12 protein-coding genes and 1 CRISPR repeat array are annotated in these 15,494 nt (G+C 44.9%); of the genes, 1 reads left to right on the top strand and 11 read right to left on the bottom strand.

All coding sequences use genetic code 11. The features are described from left to right. The first annotated feature begins 110 nt into the window (after positions 1-110). On the top strand, positions 111-581 hold the full coding sequence (locus Xvie_RS07715; RefSeq protein ID WP_086108754.1) for a MarR family winged helix-turn-helix transcriptional regulator: 471 nt from the start codon (positions 111-113) through the stop codon (positions 579-581). 90 nt (positions 582-671) lie between these two features. Here the strand turns inward: Xvie_RS07715 and Xvie_RS07710 are convergent, their stop codons facing one another. The 11 genes from Xvie_RS07710 to Xvie_RS07660 form a co-directional block, all read right to left on the bottom strand. Further along, positions 672-1,766 carry a DUF4056 domain-containing protein gene (locus Xvie_RS07710; protein WP_086108821.1) on the bottom strand — a complete coding sequence of 365 codons (1,095 nt, stop codon included), beginning with the start codon at positions 1,764-1,766 and terminating at the stop codon, positions 672-674. Positions 1,767-1,801: 35 nt separating this feature from the next. Continuing rightward, positions 1,802-2,953 (bottom strand): BamA/TamA family outer membrane protein, encoded by a 1,152-nt coding sequence (locus Xvie_RS07705; RefSeq protein ID WP_086108753.1) that lies wholly within the window; start codon positions 2,951-2,953, stop codon positions 1,802-1,804. Continuing rightward, on the bottom strand, positions 2,953-3,957 hold the full coding sequence (locus Xvie_RS07700; RefSeq protein WP_086108752.1) for a hypothetical protein: 1,005 nt from the start codon (positions 3,955-3,957) through the stop codon (positions 2,953-2,955). Before Xvie_RS07700 ends, Xvie_RS07705 begins: the two co-directional genes overlap by 1 nt. 529 nt (positions 3,958-4,486) lie before the next feature. Next, positions 4,487-6,590: direct repeats of the CRISPR family, unit length 29 nt; unit sequence CGGTTTATCCCCGTACCTACGGGGAATAC. A gap of 83 nt (positions 6,591-6,673) precedes the next feature. Continuing rightward, on the bottom strand, positions 6,674-6,967 hold the full coding sequence (gene cas2e / locus Xvie_RS07695) for a type I-E CRISPR-associated endoribonuclease Cas2e (RefSeq protein WP_086108751.1): 294 nt from the start codon (positions 6,965-6,967) through the stop codon (positions 6,674-6,676). Positions 6,968-6,969: 2 nt separating this feature from the next. Then, positions 6,970-7,890 carry a type I-E CRISPR-associated endonuclease Cas1e gene (gene cas1e, locus Xvie_RS07690; protein WP_086108750.1) on the bottom strand — a complete coding sequence of 307 codons (921 nt, stop codon included), beginning with the start codon at positions 7,888-7,890 and terminating at the stop codon, positions 6,970-6,972. Beyond that, entirely contained in the window at positions 7,890-8,564 is a 675-nt protein-coding gene (cas6e, locus tag Xvie_RS07685) for a type I-E CRISPR-associated protein Cas6/Cse3/CasE (protein WP_086108749.1), read from the bottom strand. The genes cas1e and cas6e overlap by 1 nt, the downstream gene beginning before the upstream one ends. Further along, entirely contained in the window at positions 8,551-9,312 is a 762-nt protein-coding gene (gene cas5e, locus Xvie_RS07680) for a type I-E CRISPR-associated protein Cas5/CasD (RefSeq protein ID WP_086108748.1), read from the bottom strand. Before cas5e ends, cas6e begins: the two co-directional genes overlap by 14 nt. A gap of 12 nt (positions 9,313-9,324) precedes the next feature. Continuing rightward, positions 9,325-10,362, bottom strand: a complete 1,038-nt coding sequence (gene cas7e, locus Xvie_RS07675; RefSeq protein WP_086108747.1) for a type I-E CRISPR-associated protein Cas7/Cse4/CasC — start codon at positions 10,360-10,362, stop codon at positions 9,325-9,327. A gap of 87 nt (positions 10,363-10,449) precedes the next feature. Further along, the gene (gene casB / locus Xvie_RS07670) at positions 10,450-11,085 is read right to left on the bottom strand and encodes a type I-E CRISPR-associated protein Cse2/CasB (protein ID WP_086108746.1); all 636 of its coding nucleotides are present in this window, start codon (positions 11,083-11,085) and stop codon (positions 10,450-10,452) included. Continuing rightward, a complete protein-coding gene (casA, locus tag Xvie_RS07665) occupies positions 11,078-12,691 on the bottom strand; it encodes a type I-E CRISPR-associated protein Cse1/CasA (RefSeq protein WP_086108745.1) in 1,614 nt (537 codons plus the stop codon). The genes casB and casA overlap by 8 nt, the downstream gene beginning before the upstream one ends. Continuing rightward, positions 12,691-15,438: a CRISPR-associated helicase/endonuclease Cas3 gene (locus Xvie_RS07660; protein ID WP_086108744.1), complete on the bottom strand. Its 2,748-nt coding sequence runs from the start codon at positions 15,436-15,438 to the stop codon at positions 12,691-12,693. The genes casA and Xvie_RS07660 overlap by 1 nt, the downstream gene beginning before the upstream one ends. Positions 15,439-15,494: the final 56 nt, after the last annotated feature.

Below are 15,494 nucleotides of genomic sequence, written 5' to 3'. Positions count from 1 at the left end.
GTTATCAGGAAAATATTAACTGAATGATTGCTATGGACGTGTTTTTCACTAGGGAACCTTTTAACATTGGAGGACAAAAAACTTCCTGAGATAAAAGGGTTGTTCAACTTATGCCAGATTCAAAAGTGTTTGTTGACAATTACTTGCCTGCTTTGCTTGGGCAAGCATGGATGCTGGTTTCTTCTGAATTCCATGATATCGTTGAAGCGCAAGGGTTGTCAGTACTGGAGTGGCGGGTATTATCGACGTTGGCGGGAAGTGGCTCGATTAGCATTAGCCTTCTGTCGCAGAAAACGGTGAGTAAACAGCCGACTATTACCCGTGTTTTGCAGCGTTTAGAATTACAGGGGTATGTCGCTCGTTTTTCCAATGGCGGAGGTGATCGCCGTGTTACGTTGGTACGTTTGACTGAAACGGGGAAAAATGTGGTAAAAGGGCTGCTGACCAAAGCTGAATCTCATGAAAAAAGTGTACTGGAGCTACTGGGTAATGGCAAAAGTCAGTTATTGAAAGAGGTTTTGCAGGAATTGATTAAACAGCATACACCGATACGTAGGGTATTGGGGGGATTGGGTAAGTAATCCAAATAAAATAATCCGAATAGAGGAATACATCTATCAATTAGGTATATTCCTCACATATATTATTAAATAGGCGGATTTTACCACTCCCTATTTATTTAGCTTCTGCTTCCCGTCTTCATATTGGGCATTTTCCGCCAGCATTTTAAAATCTTTCACTGCCCAGTATTGTTTTGGGGCAGGTAGATTTTTCATCTCATTGGTTGGCCATAATTGGAATTCAGCTAGTTTATCCAACGAAAAGTGCTGATAGTGCTCAGGCAAAGACAGGCGTAAGGCAAGGCCCTCTTTACCCGAAGGCATGAATGGATGGCGATTGTCTTGGATATCATAATTCCGTTGCAGTACTAAAAATTTCTCGGGAATGCGCTGATAACTGTTCCACCATAAGCCATCTAAGCTGTCAAACATCTCTTTTGTACCCGACTTGGGGTAATCTCCGAGTTCATGCAAAGCAATTTGCAAGATCTTAGCCATGGAGGATGAGAACTGTGCCACAGAAGGTGCGTGACCTTCTAAGATCAACGTCAGTGCCAGTCGTGCACCCAGCAGATTCGAATAGAGATCTTCCGGTGAAAAAGCTGAAATACCTTCTGAAAATCCCGGAACTGATTGATAGCCGTACCATTGCGCGATTTCATGCCAGGCTGCAAGTTGAAAAGCGAGTTTGGCGGCCAGATAAGCGCTTAGTGTATAACGTTCAGCAGGATCTTCCGGCGGCGTAAAAGCAAAAAAGTGAATTTTACGTGCGGCAAGTTCATTATTCAGGGTTAATCTCCACTCTTGACCAAGATGGGCATTAATTTGACTGAACAGATAGAGCGTATAGTCGGCGGTATCCCTTACATGAGAAATATCAATAAACCCACCTTTATGGGTGTAGAGCAGGCCAACTTCTTCATTGCTTATTCCCAACAATGCGGCACTGGCACCGATAATACTGTCATTGTAACGATGCTCTCCCAATTTCTTGGCTTCTACAATATTGCCAATATTGTAGAGAGGAATGGGAATATTCCAGAGTTGGGCCTTGAGGTTATAACCAAAAGCACAACAGGCTCTCAAACCCTCTGGTGGATCAATAGGTGGTAATGCGTCCCAATTTTCCTGTGACTGTTCGTGGGTATCACTGACGAGGGCAGGCTTTACCGAATTAATAGGGTGAGGTTTATTTTGGCATGCCATCAATAAAAAGCAGAGATACAGGGTAACTAATAATCTCAAAACGCTTCCCCAACCTGAAAATAGAACCCAGTACTGTTTTTACCGACACCAAAATCTAATCTGACATTCATGCGTGGCTTAAACTCAAAGCGATAGCCAACACCAACAGAAGGAAGCCAATGTTTTGTCCCCAATTGTGAAGGAGAGTTCCCCAATGTACCGGTGCCTATCCAACCGACCACACCGTGGCGCCAGTCAAGTTTATGCCTTAATTCTAGCTGTGATGTGAGAATGTTGTGGTCACGATAACGCCCTTCATAGTACCCGCGCATCCGTTGACCATTTCCGAGCAGTGAGAGCTGATTCCACGGCACATCGCCTGAACTGAAACGGGCATAGTTATCAAAGGCCAGAACCGTTTTTTCAGATAACTGGTGATAGGTTGAAAACTGCAATTGCGTGGTATGGAAACGATGATCGCTGCCTAACTCAGGAGAAAAATGGGTATAAACGATCTCGAATGCCTGCCCGTGTTGTGCATTGGGTAAGAAATCCCGTGTGTCATAACTAAAATAGGCACTTACACCGGAACTTACTACTGAGCAGCCACCAACAGATTGATCAAAATATCGTTTAGCGCCGATATCTGGATCACTGGCATTGACGGATGAAAAATTCCAGCCTAATCCCATATAAGTGGCATTGGTGACGCGATAAAGAAAGCGGGGGCGAATATCAAATTCCTGCGAATGATATTTCTCTTTATTGCTATTATCTTTACCGGCGTTATAGCCTTTGCCCCAATAATAAGTCGGGGTGTTATTTACTGTACCGGAAACAAATAACCGCCATTGGTCGTTGGCAAGAAAATTATAATTGGTGAAATTCAGGCCAAATGCACCGGTCGATGATCCAAAACCACTGAGCCCCAATGAAGATGTCTGGCTAATATGATCAGAACTGTCAGGGCGGTATAAACCAACCACGGCGACACCAATCCCCACGCCCATTTCAGGAGTATAAAAAGGGCCGGGCAATACACCCCAGTCAATTTTCTTGCGGTCATCAAAATGGTTGCTGCCGCCTAATTCGTTTAACCAACCATCAATTTTTTGCCGATCAGGCAAGATATCAGCGTGTGCTGATGAAACAGTAAAAATAAGCAGGCTGGAAATCACCAGCCTTTTGAATATTGTGAGATCAAACATTAAAAACGGAACTCACCGGAAATAAAGAAGCTGTTTCTATTGCCGAAACCGATTTCAGATAATACGTTGAAATTACGGGTAACTTCGACGCGAGCGCCCACAGTATTGTTCCATTTGTGGGCGAGGTGTTGTTTTACGTCGAATGACATTTCAGGGTCGTTTTCAAGGAATCCTTTGACAATTGTTCCTAATTTTCCTGTCATATTTAGATTAGCGACCTTACCCTTAAAACGTTGAGTGATATCTTGATACATGGCACCAGTCCAAACTTGGACTTTGGTATTACCTTGTCCGGCAAATAATGGCTTAAATGTAAATTCGTAGCCAATTCTGGGAGTTATAACAAGGGCTTTTATATCACCGTCTAAAATATCTAAATTGGTTTGTGTATAATTTGCATCTAATGTTGCAAAAAATTGATTATAACCCCCCGCTAATGTTAGGCCTCCACCATAGGTTTTACCTTTAAAATCTAATGTAAAGGGTTCATCTTTGAGTAGCGGGACTGGTTTCATACCTGGAAAACCAAAATCAAATAATATACTGTCGATATTAGTCTCCGATGAACCTTTTGTTTTTCCGTATACACCATAAACATTTAAAAATGGCATAACCCATGTATCTAGCTTAAGCATATGTGATTCATTGCGTTCTCGAGTCTTCCCTGCATTAATTATTATAGCATCAGGTGTATCGGGGTTTTCGGGCATAATAAATCCGATTTTATCTACAACAATATCTTGCCGCAGATTTATATAACCATAACTAACTCCAAACGGCTCAGGCAGGTCGTAACCTTTCTCACGAGCTTTATCACCCCAAATTGGCAGAATACGAGATTCCGATTTAGTAGATTGGGATAAGCTACCATCATTATTCGTTTTCTGAACGCCGGATTCTGACATAGTCAATGAAAAAAGTGGGCGATCACTATCTGCGTAGCTATACGAGGTTGCAAGACACAGAGTAGCGGCTAACAATTTACTGGTGTTAGTTACGTTCATAAATTAATTCGTTTCCTATTTTGGACAGTTAATTGTATATCAAATGAACAACTCAGGATGGAAAGCGGCGTAGATTATCATAGGTATTTTTGGCAATCATTAACGAATTATGCTTGTAGATGGAATATCGCATAATTTAGAAGATTCGTTCGATTTATTATCAAATAAAGCTGGTTTTATCTCCCTAATATCTTAGTAAAAATAATTAATTCGCATGGTGATTATGCCTAATGTTTATTTTTATTTTGGTTATTTAAAATAAGAGAATAGTACAGGAAAGTTTCTATTCTTATTTATATATGACTAATTCCACAATAAATCATCATTCAGTGATGATTAGTAATCTTACTTTGGATTATTTATGTCTTATTTAAATGGTGGTTATATTTATGTATTTTATACTCAACATATTGGAGTCATTTATCGAGCTTTCGGAAATACTGTGATGTGTAATAATTAAACAATTTTTGGGGTGTTTATATATTTGTAGGGAATATTCTGCTGATATTTTATCCGCTGTTGACCGATATGATGTATCCCCGTGCCTACGGGGAACACTGGCAGCGTCCGCAAAAAATCGCTGAACTGAGCGGTTTATCCCCGTACCTACGGGGAACACTTCGACCTGATCGATAGGGAAGAGACAAAGGCCGGTTTATCCCCGTACCTACGGGGAATACTTCCTCGCGATGTTCCAGACGCACCTTGGCATCGGTTTATCCCCGTACCTACGGGGAATACGGAGTAATAAAACCATTAGAAATCAGTAAGCCCGGTTTATCCCCGTACCTACGGGGAATACTTGCTACTGCTACAGCAAGGCGCTCGCTAATCCGGTTTATCCCCGTACCTACGGGGAATACGTACAAATGGTTCATTGCGTTAGTTGCTATTCCGGTTTATCCCCGTACCTACGGGGAATACATGACGGGTCGAATACATCACCATCATCTGTTCGGTTTATCCCCGTACCTACGGGGAATACCTGAGAAAGGTATACATTATGAGGGCGTCGAGCGGTTTATCCCCGTACCTACGGGGAATACACCTGAGAAAACCGCTAATTTAGCGTAGTTATCGGTTTATCCCCGTACCTACGGGGAATACGCATGGAACTTGTCGTTCTGCGGTAGTGTTCGACGGTTTATCCCCGTACCTACGGGGAATACTGTGGGGTTTATATTGTTAAAGAGCGAACTTCCGGTTTATCCCCGTACCTACGGGGAATACAGCAGCGTGCAAATCATTCAGGCTATACCGCCCGGTTTATCCCCGTACCTACGGGGAATACGTAGGAACTGATACAAAGCGCGGCGTACTGATCGGTTTATCCCCGTACCTACGGGGAATACACCTCACAGGCGACATCATTGTTCACGATCACCGGTTTATCCCCGTACCTACGGGGAATACAATTTCCGGTGTTGTTCGTAGTCCATCACGATCGGTTTATCCCCGTACCTACGGGGAATACCCACCCTCCGTCATTTGCCCTCTGGTTCCACGCGGTTTATCCCCGTACCTACGGGGAATACATTTTATGGGGATGTACCGGCAGAATATTTATCGGTTTATCCCCGTACCTACGGGGAATACCATCCCCATAGCATCACCATTTGGTGTAATAACGGTTTATCCCCGTACCTACGGGGAATACGACTGTTTGTGACTGTGCTTTCTGTAAATCAGCGGTTTATCCCCGTACCTACGGGGAATACAAACATATAAAGCAAAAAACAGTTAAAATTAGCGGTTTATCCCCGTACCTACGGGGAATACTTTTGTTGATAATCTGCTGTAATTGCAGCAGCCGGTTTATCCCCGTACCTACGGGGAATACATCCGGTGTGAGCGCTCGTAATTGTTCGTGGTCGGTTTATCCCCGTACCTACGGGGAATACCTAAATGTTGAGAGGCTATCAATGAATCGATGCGGTTTATCCCCGTACCTACGGGGAATACTTGCTCCTCTACAGCCTCCTGATACGCCGCCTCGGTTTATCCCCGTACCTACGGGGAATACTGGCGGCTGGCTGCCGCCGCCTGACGCCCGCCCGGTTTATCCCCGTACCTACGGGGAATACATCTGAGTATTAGGTTTTAGAGTAGATGTGTACGGTTTATCCCCGTACCTACGGGGAATACGCCTTCGTCATCCACCCAGTGCTGCCCTTTTCGCGGTTTATCCCCGTACCTACGGGGAATACTTGATCTGGGTCGTCAGACGTCGCGTTAGGCGCGGTTTATCCCCGTACCTACGGGGAATACTACTCGTCAGTGGCATCCTGATATGCGGCTGCCGTTTATCCCCGTACCTACGGGGAATACGTGATGCTATTATCAGGAGTGAATACATTAAACCGTTTATCCCCGTACCTACGGGGAATACGAATACGAAAAAAAAGCCACGCCATGCGCAGCCCGTTTATCCCCGTACCTACGGGGAATACTGATTCGATATCAGTAATACCAAGTTATCGCTCCGTTTATCCCCGTACCTACGGGGAATACCCTGCCAGTAATGATGCAGCGGGTGAATTAGTCCGTTTATCCCCGTACCTACGGGGAATACTCGTAAAACAATGCCTGACTACTGGAACTGAGCCGTTTATCCCCGTACCTACGGGGAATACTCTAAATATAGTTATCTGTTTTTAAATAACTTTATTAGCAGGGAAAATTCTACCATTTTTCATCGCCTTTTAACTCCTCCAAACTAATCCTCTGAAAGTGGTTTAAATTTAACTAAACGTAGGCCATCAAAATCTATCGGTTCCCTTCTGTTTTCACCATAGGTCTGAAAATCAAATCCAGATTCGGTATTGGTTTGCCATGCCATAACGGTATTTCCATCTTCGGTAAGCGCCGTGATTTGCTCCCAAATCATTTCTCTGATTTTATGGGAGATATCCCCGACATAAACGCCTGCCCGTATCTCCAGCAACCAAATGGCCAAACGTCCCCGTAACCGAGGGGGAACGGCTTCTGTTACAACAATGGTCATACTCATATTTATTGGCTCCTGTGCCCAATATCGCCGATGGATATTGGTTCAGGAATGGCGGGAGGTTGTGCATCGGCAGGTGGAGGTGGGGGAGAAATTTCGCCTGCGGCAAGGACTTCTTCAATTAAGGGAATAAGGCGTTTCAGAATTTTTTCTGTTCTGAATTTTTCGCGGCAGGCAATCCTGACTTGTCTGTCAGGTGCAATGCTATTGGTGGCAGCAACTTTAAACGCTATGGGAATGACGGTATCAAACTTCAGGATATCCGCAATATCATAGACAAATGACAAGGGTTTGCCTGTATGCAGGAAACCAATGGCTGGCGCATAACCAGCCGCCAGAATCGCGGCTTCCGTTACGCCATACAGACAGGAGGTTGCGGCGCTAATACAGCGATTGATGAGATCTCCTTTATCCCAATCTGTATGATCGTAGTTGCGTCCATGCCACTTTACCCCATATTGTTTTGCCAATATTTGATAGATTTTCCTGACACGAGCGCCCTCTATTCCCCTAAGTTGATCAACATTGCGTTTTTGGGGAGCAGGTTCACCAAAACGCAATTCAAACATTTTGCGGACAACTTTGAGCCTCAAATCCTCATCCAGCGCTAGTTTGGCCTGATAAAGCAATCGGTCTGAACGGGCACCTCCCGGCTGCCCTACGGAATAGAGCCTGACTCCTGCTTCTCCTACCCAAATGAGTAATGTCCCGGTTGTTGAGGCCAGTTTCACTGCGGCATGGCTGATGCGAGTGCCCGGCTCCAGCATAATGCAGGCGATGGAGCCGACGGGAATATGCATGCGTTCACCGTTGACTTCATCAATTACAACGAACGCATTATCTTTGACATCAATACGCCCCATGCCAATAAAGATCATCGAATTCCTGTCTTTGATGGGAATGGGTTTTAATGGAATAAATGCCATTACAGTGCCCTTATCAGCATTAACCCACAACCAAAGGATTTTGCCCGACCAAATCCTTTGCAGTATTGCTCAAGAAAAAGCTCGCTATCTGACAAGGTAAGCACGCCCTGATAATCTACGCTGGAAAATGCCACTTTCTGACCAGAGGTTTTGAAGCTGCGATGTTGAGTATAGCGTTCAATATCTGGAGTGAAATCGAAGCGGATACCCCAATTAGCCAGCCGTTTCTCATCTTGTATCCAAGTTTGGGCGGCTTGTATCATCAATGATTCAATCTCATCAGCACTGATATCAGAATCCTGTGCCTGACGCTTGGCATGCATCAGAACATCATGGCGTTGTTGTTTGCGTGAATCTTTATCCGTCAGGCAGACAGTGGGATTCATGCGGAGTTTGAATGCCAGTTTTTGCCCATTATGTAATTGAGGGGCAAAAGGCTTGGTCTGGATCTGAAATCGAGGGGAATTGACCATCGGTGTGGTGGTGGACAACACAAAAAATTCAGGTCTGCCATTTAAATTTATCTCTTCCCTGAAAAGGAAATTGCGCTCTTGTTGTTCTGTAAACAGTTGCCACAAGAGCTGGTGGGAAGAATAGACATCATTTTTCGTCTGTCGTGACAGTGCTTGTATATGATAAACAGAAGGTCGCAAAGTGACTTTAGACAGATACATGTGTTCCCTCCGTTATCGATATCTGATGCATCGTGCGTTGTGTAAACTGCCAGCGGCGGCGTGATAATGGTTCATCCCAGAGCTGGCTGGTCAATACTGTGGTATCAGGAATATCGATCTCATCTTTATCTCCCTCCCAGAAGTAGCTCACTACATCATAGTCATGACTGCTTAACAGATAGCGATCAGCTTTCTCTGATTGGGTTAAGGGTGGAAAAGGCGTATCAAGAGCTGTTTTTAATGACAGATATTCTGCCAGTTTCGGCATCATCGGAAGTGCCAAAGGGCAGGATTTTCGTCCAAGACTCAGCGTAAAGACTGGTTTTACCAGCGCGTCGTGCAAGGCAGAAAGTGTGAAGCTGGCCTGCTCTGTCAATGAAATGGCGATAATCCACAAGCCATCAGAACAGTAATCCCGCGAAGACAGTATGGTGTTTAATTTAGATTTATCACTTAACTCACTTTTGCGCGTAAGATGAGTTCGTTTTTTCTCTTGAGAGGGAACCTGAGAAGTATGGTAATCCCGCATCAATGAGCCAGCAACGTTCTGTTTGATGGCAATTTTGACACTCTGCTGCAACGCGGCAAGCTGTGCTTCGTCATCACGCCGGATACCCAACGCTGCGCCCAATAGCCCCAAGATAGCTGAGCGGGTGGGATGAATGCCTGTTGGCCGGTTTTCACCAACCGCCTCCACCCCCCAACTGGCTAATGCGCCGTATAAGCGAAAGACCAAGTAATTCTTCATATTGGCCCCTTTTTATTCAGTCACGAACTGAACCAACTCAGCAAAACTACCTTCACCGGTAACGGCATTGATGCTATAGCGTATATCAGCGCAAGCGCCATAAACGTTATCGAAGTTTTTCACCTGTTTTTCCAGTGCAGTGATGGCGTCGGTTGCCTGATCTTCTCCGTCAATAGGTTTTAAAAACGCGACAGACAGAGAACGGGGCTGATATTCGCCTTTTTCTGCCATCACATAACTGGCATAAGCGCGGGAGCCGAAGCTATTTTGTTTGCCGGATGGAGCAATTTTGACGGCGGCTTCTGTCAGGGCAGCAATGGCTTTATTTGCCAGTGCTTCATTGCCTGCCAGTGTTTCCATTAATAAAGATTTGTTGATGCAGATATAGCTGTAGAACAGGGCAGCCGCAAAACCCGTTTCGCCGATATGGGCTGAGCCTGAATCACTTTTACCGTTATTGAGATCGTCCACGGCAGTAAAGTAATCATCTTCCACGGTAACACTGTGAACACTGATAGCATGGGCAACCTGACAGGCTGCTTCGACACTGTAGGCCGGGCTGGAAGCCAGCATACGACCAAACAGTGCAATATCCACGGCCGTTTTTGCTATGCTAAGTAACTGCAACTCTTCTTTTGTGGGTGCGCGATTTTCCGCAATAAGTTTGTCTGTCAGCGCAAAGGCCGCCTCTTTTTCTGCTGGGCTGATATGTGCCAGTTGTTCAATTTCCAGCGGTTCATCTTTTTTATTTTTGCCAAAGACTTCTGCAATAGCGACAGCCCATTCTGTGGCTTGCTTTTCTTTTACTCCCCCATTAAGCAAGCGTTGGTAAACCTGAAAGCCAAAACGTTTAGTGCGAAAACCAAGATGGTCAGCAAGGGCTTCCTGAAACAGATCAGAGATTCGCCAATGACGTTTCAAACTCTGGGAACTGATCCTTAATCTCTCAAACCCGCCCATTTGGGCGGTTTTAGGGCGTCCCAGATCATCACGGTTCAAGTTGGCTGGCGGGTAGGAGGTTAACAGGTGTAGCTGAATAAATTGGCTCATTTGGAATTCCTTGTAGACAAAAAGTTATTCGAGTTAATAAAAAACTATTCGAGTTAAAAAGTGATTCAAGATAATGCCCTTTGCGGGTTATCTAGCAGCCTTGTAGTAATCCATCGCCCATTGCACGCTGAGGCGTTTATTGGCTCTACGCGGTCTTGGTTGGTGGTGTTCCTTCATCCATTTTTCAATATCTCTGGCGAGGGATAGCACAGAAACCTGACCTTTTAGTTGTTGCAAAATACGCCGCAAACGAATGATGAATTCTTCTGGCGTTTTGGCGGCTTGCAATTGGGCGAAGCGATGTGTGCTGACAGTCGGTTTATCATTTTCGGTTTTAGTACCTGCGGCGGTTGCCAGATTGGTGGTGGTGTTGGTTTTTACATACACCAGAGTCATGGCAATCATTGCCCACAGGATTATGTTCTTCTGCTTGGTCTCTTCGGTAATCTCTGTTTCAGCCGTGCTTTTTTCAGTAGTGTTTTCTTCAGTAATATTTTCTTCAGTAACGTTTTCTTTGGTAATGCCGGTAATGTCTTTAGGCAAATTGAACCATAGCGCCCGAAAACCTTCGGCCAATGTCACCGCGTCAATATCCTGGCAACGCTTTAATTCGGCTTTATAGAGCGTTGGTGCAGGGATAATATTTTTTTCCTTCAACTCCGAAGGGGATAAAAACATGCTTTCCCACCAGAGCATTAAGCGACTTTCACTCAGATTATTCATTGATGACCTCCTTCTGCTTTTTAGATGATTTGGTTTCTATCTTGTGTTCTGTCATAAATGATTTGATATCTTTGGAGACCATCAGCCATTTGGTAAGAATTTGCCGTGCCTCGATTTTTTTAGGCAGATGCTTGGGATCGGTTTCTTCTGACAGTACGAACTCATCAAAGAGATCAAAGCAGGTGTTTTTGAGTTGATAGAGCCAGATTGTGGCTTCCTTCGTGGATAGAGAGGAAGCCTTGTGTTGACTGCTGACAATTTGCTGTATTGCCTTAAAGAAAGCGGCTTGGGTACGTTGATAGAAAGCAGCGTCGATAAACGACATATCGCCTTTGACATCATTCGGGCGATTGAACCATGCACTTTTGATTTGGGTACGACACTGAGTCAATGCATAGATAGAAAGGTTTTGTAATGTTTTGACACGCCGGAAAATGGCATCTTTTTTGTCAATCGGCATGGAGAATAGAGGCAGGATGGTGGAATACCAACCTCGGGCTTTCATATTGTCCATATCGTAGCCAAAAACCCATAACCGTGGGGTGGCGCTCTGCTCACCCGCAAAATAATCACTGAGTAGGTTAAAATGCTCGACAACCTGTGCTGCATCTTGACCGTATTCGTTATCGGAAAAAGTCAGGCTATCCCAGATCTTGTAGGTAATACCGCCGGGTTGCCCTTTGATGGAAAGGTGTTCTTCATCCGATTTTTTCGGATTCCATCGATAGGGCGTTAAGGGGTGTTTCCATGTGCCAGAGTAATTGTTGCCATAGTTTTGAGTGCGATAACCAGAAACAGACTGGCTGGTTGCTTGCCCCGTTAATTGGCAAATGGCTGGTTTATCGTCTACTTCCAGACGAATCCGCCGTGGCATTGCCCAATACATATGCAGTTCATGGACATTATGTGCGTAGATTTCTGTGCCTGCTTTTTGGCTGGTATGGGTTTTACCCAGCCACGGAAAAATAGCAGAGCTATTGAGATCAGGGTCTGAATAAGACCAACGTTTTCGATTAATGACGTTGAGCCAAAGTTTTTGCCATAGTGAAGCGCCCAATTCTTGTGGCTGAATTAACGTTGTCAATGGGCCACCGCCTCGTAACCCGACACGATGCCCGACACCGCCGGCAGGGGCATTAATCTGTAATGTGAATAGGGCAATGGCGGCCATTTCAGGGGAAATCACTTCACATTGACCGCGTTTGATAAAGTGGTCGGTATTATCCTTTAATGTTTTTTCACCAGGTGATTCAATTAGTAATCCTGAAATGCTGGTGGATTTTCTTTCAGCTAACGAATCAAAATCCTGCATAAACAGCGGGCCATCCCCTATCAGATTGAAGGCATGTTCCACGCGATTAAAAGCGGTCTGCAAATCGGCTTGTGTGGGGGCTTGCTCATAAAAGTCATGCCACTCGTATTTATCTTCGGGAGCAAAAACTGTTTGCAGCAAGCCTATTGCCAGTTGGTAAGCCGCCCCCTGAAAATCTGCCCGTGGCAGGGAAAAATCCATCACGGCGGGATCGCAGATTGCCGCCAGCGGCAGCTTTTGTTCACCGCCATTTCTCATTCTAAAAGTCAGCCATGCGTCTTTAACGAGATTCATCACGTCTCCTGCTTAGGGGGTTCATAAAAACCCATGTTGGGATCGTAAGTAAAATTGGGGTCAAGCTCAGGCAGCCAGATTTGCAGGTATTTGACGGCTTTAAATTTCTCCTGTAACCGTTCTACTGCCAGAGAAAGAGACTCCGGTACAGGTTGCAACTTATCGGCAAATTTGTTTTTTGAGAGTTTGACGGTACTGAGTTGAACGGGGAATTTTTCATCATTTATCCACGGTATCAGCTCACCGCTTTCGGTCAGTTTGACCAGCAATACGCTTACCGTTTCGATATCGCTAAGTCGGGTGCTGATATCTCTGTCATCGTCATACCAGCCGCCAGCACTGCGTTTACTGTATTCATAGCTCTGCCATTGCAGGACTTGCGATCGTGCGATGGCGTCTTTACTACGACCTTCCGCTATTGTTTCATTATCTTTGGCTCTGAGTGCATCGGGAATTTGTTCATCCGCACCTTCACCGTAAACTGCTTCGATCAAGGTTCGGGCCTCGGCTGGCATACGAATGGCTCCTAAGCGCAGCAGTTCGCGCAAGCCAAGCCATAAACGCCCGCCTGAATGATAAACATATTGGGTATTGCGAAAATCTTTGCTCAGCCAATCAGTTTTAGGTTGATCGTCCCATTCTGGTGTATGGAGATATAACTCAGGAGCAGCGCGATTGTCGGCAATGCCTTTCTGATATTTTCCCTCTGTATCGCGGGTATGGCGGTGTAGGCGACCAACCCGCTGGATCAAATAATCGATTGGGCAGATATCAGAAATCATCACATCGGTATCTGCATCCAGACTTTCCTGAAACACCTGCGTTGTAATTAGGATCGTTCCTTGTCGATCTTCCTGTGTGCTTTTTTTGCCAAATATATCCAGTACACGGTTTTCGATTGTTTTTCGGTCATACAAAATAAAGCGGCTGTGGAATAACAGGCAATTTTCCGGTTTATCCATTTGTGACTGAATAAGCTGGAAGGCTTGCAGAGCATCATCCACGGAGTTGCGAACCCAAACCACGCATTGCCCATTTTGAGCGGCGTTCAGGGCGATTTGTACACACTCATCCAGATGGTTGACTGTTTTTACCGTGACGGTACGGCTGACATCCGCGCGACTGCGCAAGGGTGTTTCAATAAGCGGGTTTTCTGGATTCAATGTGACCTGAGTTGCTAATGGAAAGGCCGTTTCCTGCAATTTCTGTGGAGGTATTCCTCTGGTGGATAACCAGATATTCACCAGCCGTTGGCGCTGTTTTAAAGAGAGTGTGGCAGTCAGTAATACGACGGAACCCCCTTGATGCAGGTGTAGGCTCAGCAGACTTTCCAGCAACGCAAACATGTATTCATCTGCGGCGTGTACCTCATCGAAGATCAATACCTTGCGATTTAGCCCGATCAACCGGAGTGACTGGTATTTTCTCGGCAAAACCGCAAGCAATGCCTGATCGATAGTGCCTACGCCAACTGATGCCAATAAAGCCTTTTTGTTAGAGTCAGCCAGCCATTGATGGCACTGCGCTGTTGCGGTGGTATCGTCTCTGGTGTAATTACTGTCATTGTGTTCAGAAGTCAGGATGATGTCTTGGAAATCATCATTCATCTCACGTGCGCCATGAGCGAGAACGAGACTGGGCGGTTTGCCGTTTTTTTCCTCGAACATTTTAAAATAGTGTTTGGCTATCCGGTCAAACATAGCGTTGGATGTTGCCATTGTCGGCAGGCCAAAATAGAAGCCGTCCGCAGCGCCGGCCTGCATCAAGCGATGGGTCAGGGCAAGGGCAGCTTCTGTTTTGCCTGCTCCGGTTACATCTTCCAGAATAAAAAGTTGCGGGGAATCATCAATCGGAACTTCCTCAGCCCATTTTTGCAATGGGGTTGGAGCGAAGTGGTAATATTCTTGGATAGAAGTGTAAGGAGATATTACCGGAGTGTTATGGATATCAATGTCATTCAGGGCAATCTGAGCTTGTTTTTGGGTAAGCTGCCAATATTCTGCCAGTGAAAGAGCTTTGGTTTGATAACGGAAATGATAACTGTCAGAGCCTATCCAATCTGCCAGCACCACAATACCGGCAAGTTGCCAGCTCACTTGTTTCAGGCGGTGCTGCCACTCTTCTGACAGTAATTTTTCCAGTGGCAGATGAGGTTGAAAAAGTTTAAGCAGCTCATGGGTAAATGCTGTTGCATCATCAATATTTTGGGGTTCAGTAAAGTCAACAACCGCTTTCCAGCTACCATCATCAATGGGTTTACCATGATGACCGAGCATAAACTGCATTAATATCATCAAAGTATCCTGAGCACGATCTTTTTCTCTGAATTGCAGATTATCGTTTCCCACTAATGCAAACAGTACATCGTCCTGAATTTTCTTCCAGAAAAATAATCCTAGCTGATCATGTCTGAACTTTCTGGAATCGTAGGGTTTAAGCTGATTAGGTTTAATCAGAACGGTATCTTCTGGTGAATATAATTGCTGAAATGCGGAGGCAAATTTGCCGATATCATGCAGAACCAGAAAGAATGAAAACAGATTTTGCAATGACTCTGGTGATAGCTCCAAAAATTCTGCGAGATCTTGGGTGATTTTTTTGTGTGGGGCCAATAATAATTGGCCTACTGCGGCAACATCCAGACAGTGATAGGCCAGCAGATGATAATTTTCATCAGAATATGGATTCTTTTTGGCTTTTCCCCAATATTGAGTGAGGTAAGCAAAATTATTTATTAACTCAGGCATGTTTTTTTACCTTGAAATAAAATTTCAATCGGATTTTATTAAAAAATACTGTTAAT

It is taken from the genome of Xenorhabdus vietnamensis, assembly GCF_002127535.1.
Classification (GTDB): Bacteria; Pseudomonadota; Gammaproteobacteria; order Enterobacterales; family Enterobacteriaceae; genus Xenorhabdus; species Xenorhabdus vietnamensis.
The sequence above is the reverse complement of the archived record's forward strand: the minus strand, read 5'-3'. Positions and strand labels throughout refer to the sequence as shown.